Raw genomic sequence first — 12,913 nt, 5'->3', positions numbered from 1 at the left:
TCTGCCCGTACGATCGGGTGCGTGGCAGGTCAGGGGCGTGGAGCGGTGCGACGGGCGGCAGCCTGTCTGGCGGCCGTCCTGCTCGCCCTCGGCGGCTGCGCGGCCCCGGAGACGCCCGACCCGGCGCCCCAGGAGATCCGTACCCTCCTCGACCGGCACGCGCGGGCGCTGCTCGCCCGTGACGAGACGGCGTACGCCGTGGGGCTCGACCCGGCGTACGCGCCCTCCGCGCTCAGGGAGTTCGACCGGCTCACGGAGGTGCCGCTCGCGTCGTGGGAGTACCACGTGACGGATGTGGACCGGGCGGGGCAGGACCGGGCGACGGTCCGCGCCGAACTCAGCCACCGGATCGCCGGCTACGACTCCGGGCCGGTCACCACCGAGCGCGTCCTGGACCTGACGGAACGCGGCGGCCGGTGGTACATGTCCGGTGAACGGCCCGCCGAGGGTGCCGTCCAGCAGCTGTGGCAGCAGGGCGAGGTGGACGCGGTACGAGGAGCGCGCACCCTCGTCCTCGGCGTCGGGCAGCCGGAGGAGCGGCTCAAGGCCGTCGCGGCGGAGGCCGACCGGGCGGTGCCCGCGGTCTCGTCGGCCTGGGCAGGGGCGTGGGCGGGCCGTGTGGTGGTCCTCGTCCCCGCCTCGCTGGACGCCATGGGCGGGCTGCTCGGGGCGCCGGCGGCCTCGTACCGGGGGATAGCGGCGGTCACGACCGGGGAGGTCGGCGGCGGGCCGGACGCGCCCGCGGACCGGGTGATCGTCAACCCCGAGGCGTACGGGGTCCTCGGGGGCTTCGGTCAGCAGGTCGTCCTCACGCACGAGACGACCCACGTGGCCACCCGTGCCGCCACCTCCGCGTCCACCCCGGTCTGGCTATCCGAGGGCTTCGCCGACTGGGTCGCGTACCGGGGCACGGGCCGCACGGCCGCCCAGGCGGCCCCGGAGCTGCGCCGCGCGGTCCGCGCGGGTCACACGCCCCCGGCGCTCCCGGACGACAAGGCCTTCGCCTTCGGCAGCGACGCCGACGCCCTGGCCCGCGCCTACGAGGGCGGCTGGCTGGCCTGCGCGCTGATCGCGGAGCGCTGGGGCGAGGCGAAGCTCACCGCCTTCTACCGCGCGGTGGGCGCCCACCCGCAGCGCGAGGGCGCGCTGGAGAAGGCCCTCGGCGAGGTCCTCGCCACGACCCCGGACGAGTTCACGACGGCCTGGCGGGAGTACGTGCGGGACCGCCTGACGTAGCGAGCGGGGCCGCCCGGCCGCTCAGGCGGGGGCCTCCAGCGTGTGCAGGGCCTCCGTCAGCCACTCCTTCTCCGCCGTGCCCGTCGCGCGGGCGATCCTCAGCATGCCCTGGCGGAAGAGGTCGGGTTCCTCCTCGGCGCGGACCGGTGCGCCGTCCCGGTAGAAGAAGCTGGCCGGGGTGTTCAGGAAGGTCTGGCGGCGGCGCAGTACCGCCGCCTGGTCCGCCGGGGAGGGCAGCAGGCCCAGGAAGGCGAGGAGCGTGAAGAAGCGCTGGCCGTCGGTGATGTCCGCGTCCTTGGGGTCGCGCAGCCGGGCGAAGAGCTCCTCACGGCCCTCGGGGGTCAGCGACAGCGTCCTCCTCGGCGCCGAGCTCGTACCCGGTTCCGTGTGCCGCTCCAGCAGGCCCGCCTTCACCATGCGGGTGATCGCCGGGTAGAGCGCTCCGTCGCTGACCGGGCGCACGTGGCCGCTCAGCCCCTGGATGCGGTCCTTCAGCTCGTATCCGTGCAGCGGCTTCCCGTACAGGAAGCCGAGGATCGTCAGTTCCAGCACCTGCTCTCCTTCGCGCTTGTCCCCGGCCCGTGTGCCATGCTACCTCTTTTCGAGGTGCCTCGAATCGAGGTATCTCGTTTCGAGGGGGACCGTCATGACCCACCGCCGCACCCTGATCCGGCTCGCCCACCCCGTCTACTTCGAGCTTCTCGCCTCCGTCGCCGCCGGGATCATCACCATGGTCTGGGTCGCCCGCCTCGGCGGCGACGCCGTCGCGGCCGTCGCCGTCGCCACGAACGCCGAGAACGTCGCACTCGGCGTCGTCCTCATGGCCGCCTCCGGCACCACCGTCCTCGTCTCCCGCGCCCGGGGTGCCGGCGACCCCGCCGCCGTCCGGTCGGCCGTCCGCGGCGGACGGCTGCTCGGGGCCCTGCTCGTCCCGCCCGTCGCGCTCGGCGGCTACCTCCTGCGCGAACCCCTCGCCGGCCTCGTCCTCGGCGGGGCCGGCACCCCCGCCCACGCCCTCGCCACCGCCTACTTCGCGATCTCGCTCCCCGGCACGGCCGTCTTCTTCGCGATCACCGTCGTCGACGGCATCCTCAAGGGCGCGGGCGACACCCGCACGCCCATGCGGCTCGCCTTCCTCGCCAACGGGCTCATCCTGGTCCTCGACCCGCTGCTCATCCATGCGTACGGGGTGCAGGGCGCCGCCCTCGCCACCGTCCTCGGCCGCTCCGTCGCCCTCGCCGCCGGACTGCTCGCCGTGCGCCGCAACCCGCTCCTGCGCGCGGCACGGTCCGCCCCGCCCTCGGAGGGGACGATCGCAGCGCTGCGCCGTACCGTCGCCACCGGACTGCCCATGTCCGTCGACTTCGTCGTGCGGATGGCGGGCACCCTGGCCCTCGTCGCCGCCGTGGCCCGGCTCGGCGTCACCTCCGTCGCGGCCTACGGCATCGCCACCAAGGCCATGTACGTCGCCACGATGGCCTTCTACGCCGTGCGTCAGGCCGCCGCCATCCACACCGCGCATCTGCTCGGCTCGGGCCGGGACGAACGCCGGGCCGTCGGCCGGCAGGCCCTGCTCCTCGGGGCGGCCCTGGGGACGACCGCGGCCGTCCTGCTGCTCGTGACCGCCGGACTCCTGATGCGCGGCTTCGGCGCCGCGCCGGACGTCGCGGCCGCCGGCGCGCTCTTCCTGCGCTGCCTGGGGCCGTATCTGATCCTGACGGCCGGGTTCATCGCCCTGGCCGGAGTCTTCGAGGGCGCCGGGGACAGCCCCCGCCTCGCCAGGATCACCGTCCTCGGCGTCCTGGCCCAACTCCCGCTCGCCCACGCCCTCTCAGGCCTGGGCCTCCCCGGAATCTGCTGTGCCATGGCCCTCGCCATGGCGGGTCAGTGCGCGGCCCTGGGGCTGCTGCACCGCCGTACGCCCGTCCCTCAGCCGACCGGCAGGCTCCGCGCGCGCTCCGGTTCCGGCTCCGCCTGAGCCGGGATCTTCACCGGGGTGAGCCGCGGCTCGGTGACCGTCTGCTGCCAGAGGACGCGACAGGCCGAGACCGACGCGGCGACCAGCAGCCCGTTCCGTATGAGCAGCAGCGCGATGCCCAGCGGGTCGCTGTCCGTCACATGCGAGAACCACACCGGGAACTCGAACTGCGTCACCGCCGTCGCCCACACCACCAGATGCGCCGGCTTCTGCATCCGGCTCGCCCGGTAGGCCAGGCACACCGCGGCCAGACCGACCAGCCAGAGCATGTACTGCGGGCTGATCACCCGGCTCGTGGTGGTGAAGAGCAGCACCGCCACGAACGCCGCGTCCGCGGGGGTCGTCGAGGCGAACCGCCGGGCGCGTATCCGCCACACCAGCAGCCAGCAGAAGGCGGCGATCGTCAGGCCCATCGCGACCGTGGCGACGGAGGAGACGTACGGGCCGAGGAACTCGATCGAGCCGTAGTTCATCTGCGCCACGCCGTCCCAGCCGAGGTGCCGGGCCACATGGAAGACCATCGCCCCCAGGGACTCCAGTTCGAGTCCCCGATCACGCTGGTACGTCAGGAAGGCCAGCGCCCCGGGCGCCGCGAGCACGCACAGGAGCAGCAGCCCGGCCGCCGCCCCGGCCGCCGTCGACCACGAGCGCAGCGTCGCACGGCCGCGGGGCGTACCCGCGAGCAGCAGCGCCGGCCAGACCTTCAGCATCGCCCCGAAGCCCGCCAGGGCGCCGAGGACGCGCGGCCGGTGGACGCCGGCGAGCAGCGCGGCCACCGCCACCGCGGTGACCATCAGGTCGTAGCGGGCGTACGCGGTCGGACCGAGCAGCGGGACGCCCGCGATCCAGATCCAGGCGCCGTGCCGGCTCCGGCCGCGCCGCCGGCCCGTGTACATCAGCAGCGCGAAGACGAGCGCGTCGCAGAGGAAGGCGAGGACGAAGAAGGCCGCGGAGTAGCCGAGGAACGGCAGCACCGCGGGGGAGAGGATCGCGAGGGCGGCGAGCGGCGGGTACTGCCAGGTCACGTCGTCCAGCGGGTACGTGCCGGTCTTCAGGACCTCGAACCAGCCCTGGTAGATCTGCTCGATGTCACTGGTGATGTCCGGCCCCGGGACCGTGACGACCTTGAAGACACAGAGGAGCAGAACGATCCGGGTGAGCCCCCAGAGCACTATGGGGTTTCGTCTCGCGCGCTCGGCAGCCGTACCCAGTACGCCCGTCATGCCTACCTCGTCCCATCCTGTCGGTCTGTTCGGTCCGCGGTCCGCGGACGGGTGGTGTTGCCGGGCGGGGGGTGCCGTCACGTACATTCGGCGACGATGCACAAGACCCTGATCGTAACCAACGACTTCCCGCCCCGACCCGGTGGAATCCAGGCGTTCCTGCACAACATGGCGCTGCGTCTGGATCCCGAGAAGATCGTGGTCTACGCCTCCACGTGGAAGCGCAGCCGCGAGGGGATCGAGGCGACCGCCGCGTTCGACGCCGAGCAGCCTTTCACGGTCGTGCGGGACAGCACCACCATGCTGTTGCCCACACCTCGGGTCACCGCGCGCGCGACGTCGCTGCTCCGTGAGCACGGCTGTGCGTCGGTCTGGTTCGGGGCCGCGGCTCCGCTCGGCCTGATGGCCCCAGCGCTGCGCAGGGCGGGCGCGCGACGGCTCGTGGCGACGACCCACGGGCACGAGGCGGGCTGGGCGCAGCTGCCCGGCTCCCGGCAGCTGCTGCGGCGGATCGGCGAGGGCACGGACACGATCACGTACCTCGGCGAGTACACCCGCTCGCGGATCGCCGCCGCGCTGACCCCGGCCGCGGCCGGGCGGATGGTGCAGCTCCCGCCGGGCGTGGACGAGAAGACCTTCCACCCGGGCTCGGGCGGGGACGCGGTACGGGAGCGGCTCGGGCTCAGCGACCGGCCCGTGGTCGTGTGCGTCTCCCGGCTCGTCCCGCGCAAGGGCCAGGACACGCTGATCCGCGCCCTGCCCCGGATCCTGCGCCGGGTGCCGGACGCGGTGCTGCTGATCGTCGGCGGCGGGCCGTACGAGAAGGACCTGCGGCGCCTCGCGGCGACGACCGGGGTGGCCGATTCCGTACGGTTCACCGGCGCGGTGCCCTGGGAGGAGCTGCCGGCCCACTACGGCGCCGGGGACGTCTTCGCGATGCCCTGCCGCACCCGCCGCGGCGGCCTGGACGTCGAGGGCCTCGGCATCGTCTACCTGGAGGCCTCGGCCACGGGCCTGCCGGTCGTCGCGGGCGACTCGGGCGGCGCGCCGGACGCGGTCCTGGACGGCGAGACGGGCTGGGTGGTCAGGGGCGACGCCCCGGAGGAGTCGGCGGACCGCATCGCGACGCTCCTGCTCGACCCGGAGCTGCGCGCCCGCATGGGCGCCCGCGGCCGTGACTGGGTGGAGGAGCGCTGGCGCTGGGACCTCCTGGCGGAGCGTCTGAGGGAACTGCTGTAGGAGCCGCGAGGACCCACCCTAGGCACACAAGCGCCGAGAGGCTGCGGCCCGCGCCTGGGGCTGCGCCCGCGCCTGCGGTGCGAGGCCGCTGCTCGCGGCGCTGCGTCCTCGCCCGGGGCGGGTACCCCGCTTGCGGTGCGAGGCCGCCGCCCGCCGGGCCTCGCCCGGGACGTGCGTCGGGCCCCTCACCCGCTGGTGCGGTGAGGGGCCCGACTCACGTATCCGGGTTCCGCGCTAGGCGCGGTAGATCGCCTCGATATCGTCGGCGAAGTCCTTCGCCACCACGTTCCGCTTCAGCTTCAGCGACGGCGTGATGTGGCCCGCCTCCTCCGTGAACTGGGCCGGCAGGACGCGGAACTTCCGGACCGACTCGGCCTTCGACACCGCCGCGTTGCCGTCGTCCACCGCCCGCTGGACCTCGGCGAGCAGGTCGGCGTCGTCGCGCAGCGACGCGGCCGTCGCGTCCGCGGGCTTGCCGTGCTCGGCCGCCCAGCGGCCCAGGAACTCCTCGTCCAGGGTGACCAGCGCGCCCACGAACGGGCGCCCGTCGCCGACCACCATGCACTCCGCGACCAGCGCGTGGGCCCGGATCCGGTCCTCGATGACCGCCGGGGCGACGTTCTTGCCGCCCGCCGTCACCAGGATCTCCTTCTTCCGGCCGGTGATCGCGAGGTAGCCGTCCTCGTCGAGCGTGCCGATGTCGCCCGTGTGGAACCAGCCGTCCGCCAGCGCCTCGGCCGTCGCCGTCTCGTTCTGCCAGTAGCCCGAGAAGATGTGCTCGCCGTGCAGCAGCACCTCGCCGTCGTCGGCGATCCGCACCACCGAGCCCGGCAGCGGCTGCCCGACCGTGCCGATCTTCTGCCGGTCCCACGGGTTGAAGGCGGTCGCCGCGCACGACTCCGTCAGGCCGTAGCCCTCCAGGACCGTGAAGCCGATCCCGCGGAAGAAGTGGCCGAGCCGCTCACCGAGCGGCGCGCCGCCCGAGATCGCGTACTCGCCTCGCCCGCCGAGCACCGCACGCAGCTTGGAGAAGACCAGCTTGTCGAAGAGCTTGTGCTTGAGCCGCAGGCCGAGGGACGGGCCCTGCGGCGTGCCGATCGCCCGGCTGTACGCGATCGCCGTGTGCGCAGCCTTGTCGAAGATCTTGCCCTTGCCGTCGGCCTGGGCCTTCGCCCGCGCCGAGTTGTAGACCTTCTCGAAGACGCGCGGCACACCGAGGATCAGCGTCGGCCGGAAGGAGGCCAGCTCGTCGGTGAGGTTCTTGATGTCCGGTACGCAGCCCAGCTTGATCGGCGCCATCACCGAGGCGACCTCGACCAGGCGCCCGAAGACGTGCGCGGCCGGCAGGAACAGCAGGACCGAGCACTCGCCGGTACGGAAGAGCGGCTTCAGGCGCTCCACGACGTTGCCGCACTCGGCGAAGAACGCGCGGTGCGTCAGCACACAGCCCTTGGGGCGGCCGGTGGTGCCCGAGGTGTAGACGATCGTCGCCGGGTCGTCCGCGTGCGCGGACGACATCCGCTGGTCGAGGAGCTCGTCCGAGACGTCCTCGCCGGTCCCCGTGAGGTGCCCGACCGCGTCCTCGTCGATCTGCCAGATCCCCTTGAGGGCCGGCAGGTTCGCCTGGACCGAGACCACCGCCTCCTGGTGGGCCGCCGACTCGACGATGGCGAGCGTGGCGCCCGAGTCGCCGAGGATCCACTGGATCTGCTCCGGCGAGCTGGTCTCGTACACCGGCACGGTCACCGCGCCCGCGCTCCAGATCGCGAAGTCGAGGAGCACCCACTCGTACCGCGTCCTGGACAGCAGGGCCACGCGGTCGCCCGGCTCGACGCCGGCGGCGATCAGGCCCTTGGCGGCCCCGCGGACCTCGGCGAGGAACTCCTTGGCGGTGACGTCGGTCCAGACGCCGGCCACCTTGCGTCCCATCACGGCGGTGTCTGGGTGCTGAGTGGCGTTGCGGCGGATGAGATCCGTCAGGTTGCCGTCCGAGGGGACCTCGTACAGGGCCGGAAGGCTGAACTCGCGCAAGACTGCTGCTCCTCATCGGGCGCCGGCGCCACGGCTCTGTGTGAATGCACCGGTGCGGTCCAAGATCGGGCAGGTGCTCAGTGGGGGTGAGCACAACTGGACTGCCCGGACGTTACCCATCAGTACTGGGTTCCCGATAGGGGGTCCTGGCCAGATGTTCCATGCGTCACACAGCTGTGGCGATGCTTCGCGCACAGTAGTCCACAGCTTTGACGACTCGGAAGTAACCGCAGGTCCGACGCCCTACGCTGAACCGCATGAGGATCAACGTGGTCAGTGACGTACACGGGAACAGCGGGGCCCTCGCCAAGGCGGGGCAGGGCGCGGACGCCCTGGTCTGTCTCGGTGACCTGGTGCTCTTCCTCGACTACGCCGACCACAGCCGGGGCATCTTCCCGGACCTCTTCGGTGTCGAGAACGCCGACAGAATCGTCGAACTGCGCACCGCCCGGCGCTTCGACGAGGCGCGTGACCTGGGGCGACGTCTCTGGTCCGAGCTCGCCGTCGACCGCGACACCGCGATCGAGTCCGCGGTCCGCCGCCAGTACGAGGAGCTCTTCGCGGCCTTCCCGAGCCCGACGTACGCGACGTACGGCAACGTCGACATCCCCGGCCTCTGGCACGAGTACGCCCGCCCCGGGACGACGGTCCTGGACGGTGAGCGGATCGAGCTCGACGGCCTGGTCTTCGGCTTCGTGGGCGGCGGGCTGCGGACCGCGATGCGGACGCCGTACGAGATCTCCGACGAGGAGTACGCGGCGAAGGTCGAGGCGCTCGGCGAGGTCGACGTGCTGTGCAGCCACATCCCGCCGGACGTGCCGGAGCTGACGTACGACACGGTGCCGCGGCGCTTCGAGCGCGGCAGCCGGGCGCTGCTCGACGCGATCCGGCGCACGCGGCCGCGGTACGCGCTCTTCGGCCACGTCCACCAGCCGCTGGTGCGGCGGATGCGGGTCGGGAGCACGGAATGCGTGAACGTCGGCCACTTCGCGGCGACGGGCAGGCCCTGGACGCTGGAGTGGTGACGGGCGTCCGGTGACGGCGCGATAGCCTTCGGTCGGCACGCTCGTGCCCTTACGACTTCCGCCGGACCGCACAGTGGAGGAGCCACCACGATGGCCGAACACACCAGCTCGAGCATCACCATCGAGGCGGCACCGGCCGACGTCATGAGCGTCATCGCCGACTTCGCGCGCTACCCCGAGTGGACGGGCGAGGTGAAGGAGGCCGAGGTCCTGGAGAAGGACGCGGCCGGCCGCGCGGGGAAGGTCCGGCTGCTGCTCGACGCGGGCGCGATCAAGGACGACCACACGCTGGCGTACACCTGGACCGGCGACGACGAGGTCTCCTGGACGCTGGTCAAGTCCCAGATGCTCCGCGCGCTCGACGGTTCCTACCGGCTGGCGCCCGCGGGCGGCGGGACGCGGACCGAGGTGACGTACCAGCTGACGGTGGACGTGAAGATCCCGATGCTGGGGATGATCAAGCGCAAGGCGGAGAAGGTCATCATCGACCGCGCGCTGGCGGGCCTGAAGAAGCGAGTCGAATCAGGCGCGTGACCGCTCCCATCGGCGGGCCCGCCCACCCCGCCCGTGTGGGCAGTCGTCCCGCTGGAGCGGTGGGGGTTCTCCCAGACTTCGTCCGGGGCCCCCGGTCCAGCGGGACAGATGCCCACAGCCGGGGTGCCGGTTCGCGGTGGGGGTAACGTTCCCCGCCATGGGGATCATGCTTGTCACCGGTGCCGGCGGCGCCGGCCGCACCACCGTCGCCGCCGCCGCCGCCCTCGCCGAAGCCCACGCCGGACGACGCGTCCTGCTCGTCTCCGCCGAGGCCGACGAGGGCCTCGGCGTCGACGTCCTCCGGCCGAGCCCCGCCGCCGACTTCCGGCGCGAGTTCCTCGCCCTGCAGGAGCGCTCCACCACCGCCCTCGACCTCCTGGGCGCCACCCCCTTCGAGGACGCCGAGCTCACCGAACTCCCCGGCAGCGCCCCCTTCGCCCTCCTCCGCGCGCTGCGCGACGCCGCCGCCCAGGACCGGGACCTCGTCGTCGTCGACCTGCCCCCGCTCCGGGACGCCCTCGCCCTCCTCGCCCTGCCCGAGCAGCTGCGCCGCTACCTCCGCCGGCTCCTGCCGCCCGAACGGCAGGCCGCCCGCGCACTGCGCCCCATGCTGGCCCAGCTCGCCGGCGTCCCCATGCCCGCGCAGTGGCTCTTCGAGACGACCGCCCGCTGGGAGGCCGAGCTCGCCGCCGTCCAGGCCGTCGTCGACGCCCCCACCACCGGCGTCCGCCTCGTCGTCGAGCCGGGGCCCGCCGCCACCGACACCCTGCGCACCGCCCGCCTCGGGCTCGCGCTCCACGGCCTCACCCTCGACGCCGTCGTCGCCAACAAGCTGCTCCCCGCCGAGTCGGCCGACCCCTGGTTCGCCGCGCTGACCGCCCAGCAGCACGAGCACCTGGCCCGGCTCCGTACCGGACACGACGGAGCCGTCCACGCGCTCCCGCACCTCGGCCGGGACCCTCGCGGCCCCGAGGACCTCGCCCTGCTCGCCGTCGACGCCAAGCCCGCCGCGGCCCCGGAGTGGACCGTCGAGGACCGCCGCGCCGAGGACGGCATCCTGGTCTGGCACATCCCGCTGCCCGGCGCCGTCAAGGACGAGCTGTCCCTCGTCCGCCGGGGCGACGAACTGCTCCTCGCCGTCGGGCCGTTCCGCCGCAACGTCCCGCTGCCGGCCGCCCTGCGCCGCTGCACGGTCGCCGGTGCCGGACTGGTCGAGGGCGATCTCCGGATCAGGTTCACCCCGGACACCGGTCTCTGGCCGAAGCGGCCGTAGCCCCGAGGCCCCCGACGCCGTGTACCGTCGACGGTATAAGCCGTAAGGAGTACGCCATGAGCGATTCGGATGCCTGGGCCAAGGCGTGCGCCGAGGACCTGGAGGCCGAGAAGGCCCGCCGCCGCGCCGCGGCAGGCCAGGAGCCCGGCTCGGCCGCCGAGGAGTTCCGCAAGCTCTTCGACGCCGTCGCCGAGAAGGTCTCCACGCTGCGCGGACCGCTGACGGGCATGGCCGCCCAGGGCACGGTGCAGCAGTTCGTCAACCAGGCGAAGGCCGCCGTCGAGCCGATCATCGAGCGCAACCCGCAGGTCTTCGACCACCTCGCCGCGGCAGGCAACGAGCTGCTCGCCGCGTACCGCTCGGCGGTCGAGAACCACGAGACGCGCTGGACGCGCGACGAGCCGGGCGACCCGCGCAGACAGGCCCCGGCCGAGCGGCCCGAGGACGCGAAGAGGGACGACGAGGGGCCCGGAACCGGGCAGCACATCGACCTGGACTGATCAGGACGGTCGGCCCCCTCGGGTACGGTTGGCCTTAGCGGGGCTCGACCGAAAACTGAGGGACACATGGGACTCACCATCGGCGTCGACATCGGCGGCACGAAGATCGCGGCCGGCGTGGTCGACGAGGAGGGCAACATCCTCGACACGCACAAGGTGCCCACCCCGCCGACCCCCGAGGGCATCGTCGACGCGATCTGCGCCGCTGTCTCCGAGGCCGGCAAGGGCCACGAGATCGAGGCTGTGGGCATCGGTGCCGCGGGCTACGTCGACGACAAGCGCGCCACCGTCCTCTTCGCGCCGAACATCGACTGGCGGCACGAGCCGCTGAAGGACAAGGTCGAGCAGCGGGTCGGTCTGCCGGTCGTCGTCGAGAACGACGCGAACGCGGCGGCCTGGGGCGAGTACAAGTTCGGCGCGGGCAAGGGCCACGAGGACGTCATCTGCATCACGCTGGGCACCGGCCTCGGCGGCGGCATCATCATCGGCAACAAGCTGCGCCGCGGACGCTTCGGCGTGGCGGCGGAGTTCGGCCACATCCGGGTCGTCCCGGACGGCCTGCTCTGCGGCTGCGGCAGCCAGGGCTGCTGGGAGCAGTACGCCTCCGGGCGCGCGCTCGTCCGGTACGCCAAGCAGCGCGCCAACGCCACCCCCGAGCGCGCCCAGGTCCTCCTCGGCCTCGGCGACGGCACCGTCGGGGGCATCGAGGGCAAGCACATCAGCCAGGCGGCCCGCGCGGGCGACCCGGTGGCCGTGGACTCCTTCCGCGAGCTGGCCCGCTGGGCCGGCGCCGGCCTCGCCGACCTCGCCTCGCTCTTCGACCCGTCCGCCTTCATCGTCGGCGGCGGTGTCTCCGACGAGGGCGAGCTGGTCCTCGAGCCGATCCGGAAGTCCTTCCGGCGCTGGCTGATCGGCGGCCAGTGGCGCCCGCACGCCCAGGTCCTCGCCGCCCAGCTCGGCGGCAAGGCCGGCCTGGTCGGCGCGGCCGACCTGGCCCGCCAGGGCTAGCTTTCCAGTACACCCGACACCCGCCCGCCGCGTCCTCTGGGGACCGGCGGGCGGGTGTCGTATGTTGCTGGGCATGGCGATCACCCCGTTGCCCAACTCCCGTACCGAGGCGGACGGTTCGGCCGTCCTCCGGGTCCTCTGCTACAACATTCGCTCGATGCGGGACGACGAGGACGCCCTCGCCCGGGTCATCCGGGCCTGCGCGCCCGACCTCGTCTTCGTCCAGGAGGCACCGCGGTTCTTCCGCTGGCGCAAGCACGCCGCCCGGCTCGCCGCGAAGAGCGAACTCGTCCTGCTCAGCGGTGGCGCGACGGCCGCCGGGCCGCTGTTGATGTCCTCGCTGCGGGCGACCGTGGAGCGCACGGAGGACGTGCTGCTGCCGCTCACCCCCGGCCTGCACCGGCGCGGCTTCGCCACCGCCGTCGTACGGTTCGCGGGCGCCCGGGTCGGCCTGATCAGCTGTCATCTGAGCCTGCGGAGCGAGGAACGGTACGCCCAGGCCGGGATGCTCCTGGACCGGGTGGCCGCCATGGGTGCCCCGCACACGATCGCGGCCGGAGACCTCAACGAGCGCCCCGGCGGACCGAGTTTCACCCGGCTTGCCAAGGAGCTGCAGGACGGCTGGGCGGTCAGCCCCTGGGGCGGCGAGTACACGTCGACGCCCGACGACCCACATCAGCGCATCGACGCGATCCTGGCCACGCCGGGGGTGGAGTTCCTGGGCTGTGGCGTACCGCAGGACATCGACCCGGCGGACCTCCGGGCGGCCACGGACCACCTGCCGGTCCTGGCCGCCGTACGGATCCCGGCCTCCTGACCCCTGCCGGGCGGGGATCCGCGGAACGGGCCCGGCAATGCGACGGCCC

12 protein-coding genes are annotated in these 12,913 nt (G+C 73.3%); 9 read left to right on the top strand and 3 right to left on the bottom strand.

Features of this window, described 5'->3' with window-relative positions; genetic code table 11:
- The first annotated feature begins 21 nt into the window (after positions 1 to 21).
- Positions 22 to 1,236, top strand: a complete 1,215-nt coding sequence (locus tag ACFVGW_RS07990) for a hypothetical protein (RefSeq protein WP_385851247.1) — start codon at positions 22 to 24, stop codon at positions 1,234 to 1,236.
- 21 nt (positions 1,237 to 1,257) lie between these two features.
- Here the strand turns inward: ACFVGW_RS07990 and ACFVGW_RS07985 are convergent, their stop codons facing one another.
- Positions 1,258 to 1,788 carry a PadR family transcriptional regulator gene (locus ACFVGW_RS07985; protein WP_385851246.1) on the bottom strand — a complete coding sequence of 177 codons (531 nt, stop codon included), beginning with the start codon at positions 1,786 to 1,788 and terminating at the stop codon, positions 1,258 to 1,260.
- A gap of 94 nt (positions 1,789 to 1,882) precedes the next feature.
- Between ACFVGW_RS07985 and ACFVGW_RS07980 the strand changes: the two genes are divergently transcribed.
- The gene (locus tag ACFVGW_RS07980) at positions 1,883 to 3,214 is read left to right on the top strand and encodes an MATE family efflux transporter (protein WP_385851245.1); all 1,332 of its coding nucleotides are present in this window, start codon (positions 1,883 to 1,885) and stop codon (positions 3,212 to 3,214) included.
- Here the strand turns inward: ACFVGW_RS07980 and ACFVGW_RS07975 are convergent.
- Positions 3,166 to 4,437: a glycosyltransferase 87 family protein gene (locus ACFVGW_RS07975; protein ID WP_385851244.1), complete on the bottom strand. Its 1,272-nt coding sequence runs from the start codon at positions 4,435 to 4,437 to the stop codon at positions 3,166 to 3,168. The two genes, ACFVGW_RS07980 and ACFVGW_RS07975, sit on opposite strands and share 49 nt — an antisense overlap.
- Positions 4,438 to 4,533: 96 nt before the next feature.
- Here ACFVGW_RS07975 and ACFVGW_RS07970 point away from each other — a divergent pair, with 96 nt between their 5' ends.
- Positions 4,534 to 5,676 (top strand): glycosyltransferase family 4 protein, encoded by a 1,143-nt coding sequence (locus tag ACFVGW_RS07970; protein WP_383229182.1) that lies wholly within the window; start codon positions 4,534 to 4,536, stop codon positions 5,674 to 5,676.
- A gap of 234 nt (positions 5,677 to 5,910) precedes the next feature.
- On the opposite strand, the gene ACFVGW_RS07965 is transcribed toward ACFVGW_RS07970, so the two are convergent.
- Positions 5,911 to 7,707, bottom strand: coding sequence for an AMP-dependent synthetase/ligase (locus ACFVGW_RS07965; protein ID WP_385851243.1), 1,797 nt, complete (start codon positions 7,705 to 7,707; stop codon positions 5,911 to 5,913).
- Between the two features lie 257 nt (positions 7,708 to 7,964).
- Between ACFVGW_RS07965 and ACFVGW_RS07960 the strand changes: the two genes are divergently transcribed.
- The 6 genes from ACFVGW_RS07960 (at position 7,965) to ACFVGW_RS07935 (ending at position 12,864) form a co-directional block, all read left to right on the top strand.
- The gene (locus tag ACFVGW_RS07960) at positions 7,965 to 8,732 is read left to right on the top strand and encodes a metallophosphoesterase (RefSeq protein ID WP_385851242.1); all 768 of its coding nucleotides are present in this window, start codon (positions 7,965 to 7,967) and stop codon (positions 8,730 to 8,732) included.
- 90 nt (positions 8,733 to 8,822) lie between these two features.
- Positions 8,823 to 9,266, top strand: coding sequence for an SRPBCC family protein (locus tag ACFVGW_RS07955; protein WP_383221404.1), 444 nt, complete (start codon positions 8,823 to 8,825; stop codon positions 9,264 to 9,266).
- A 157-nt stretch (positions 9,267 to 9,423) separates the two neighbouring features.
- A complete protein-coding gene (locus tag ACFVGW_RS07950; RefSeq protein ID WP_385851241.1) occupies positions 9,424 to 10,539 on the top strand; it encodes an ArsA family ATPase in 1,116 nt (371 codons plus the stop codon).
- A gap of 56 nt (positions 10,540 to 10,595) precedes the next feature.
- The gene (locus ACFVGW_RS07945; RefSeq protein ID WP_383221401.1) at positions 10,596 to 11,039 is read left to right on the top strand and encodes a DUF5304 domain-containing protein; all 444 of its coding nucleotides are present in this window, start codon (positions 10,596 to 10,598) and stop codon (positions 11,037 to 11,039) included.
- A gap of 66 nt (positions 11,040 to 11,105) precedes the next feature.
- Positions 11,106 to 12,047 (top strand): ROK family glucokinase, encoded by a 942-nt coding sequence (locus ACFVGW_RS07940; protein ID WP_352191845.1) that lies wholly within the window; start codon positions 11,106 to 11,108, stop codon positions 12,045 to 12,047.
- Between the two features lie 73 nt (positions 12,048 to 12,120).
- A complete protein-coding gene (locus ACFVGW_RS07935; RefSeq protein ID WP_385851240.1) occupies positions 12,121 to 12,864 on the top strand; it encodes an endonuclease/exonuclease/phosphatase family protein in 744 nt (247 codons plus the stop codon).
- The last annotated feature ends 49 nt before the right edge of the window (positions 12,865 to 12,913 follow it).

The organism is Streptomyces sp. NPDC127129 (assembly GCF_042671585.1).
GTDB lineage: Bacteria > Actinomycetota > Actinomycetes > Streptomycetales > Streptomycetaceae > Streptomyces.
The sequence above is the reverse complement of the archived record's forward strand: the minus strand, read 5'-3'. Positions and strand labels throughout refer to the sequence as shown.

Coding starts and splice junctions, on each gene's coding strand:
- ACFVGW_RS07960 (WP_385851242.1), top strand. CDS start 7,965: ATGAGGATCAACGTGGTCAGTGACGTACACGGGAACAGCGGGGCCCTC.
- ACFVGW_RS07950 (WP_385851241.1), top strand. CDS start 9,424: ATGGGGATCATGCTTGTCACCGGTGCCGGCGGCGCCGGCCGCACCACC.
- ACFVGW_RS07970 (WP_383229182.1), top strand. CDS start 4,534: ATGCACAAGACCCTGATCGTAACCAACGACTTCCCGCCCCGACCCGGT.
- ACFVGW_RS07955 (WP_383221404.1), top strand. CDS start 8,823: ATGGCCGAACACACCAGCTCGAGCATCACCATCGAGGCGGCACCGGCC.
- ACFVGW_RS07940 (WP_352191845.1), top strand. CDS start 11,106: ATGGGACTCACCATCGGCGTCGACATCGGCGGCACGAAGATCGCGGCC.
- ACFVGW_RS07980 (WP_385851245.1), top strand. CDS start 1,883: ATGACCCACCGCCGCACCCTGATCCGGCTCGCCCACCCCGTCTACTTC.
- ACFVGW_RS07975 (WP_385851244.1), bottom strand. CDS start 4,437: ATGACGGGCGTACTGGGTACGGCTGCCGAGCGCGCGAGACGAAACCCC.
- ACFVGW_RS07935 (WP_385851240.1), top strand. CDS start 12,121: ATGGCGATCACCCCGTTGCCCAACTCCCGTACCGAGGCGGACGGTTCG.
- ACFVGW_RS07945 (WP_383221401.1), top strand. CDS start 10,596: ATGAGCGATTCGGATGCCTGGGCCAAGGCGTGCGCCGAGGACCTGGAG.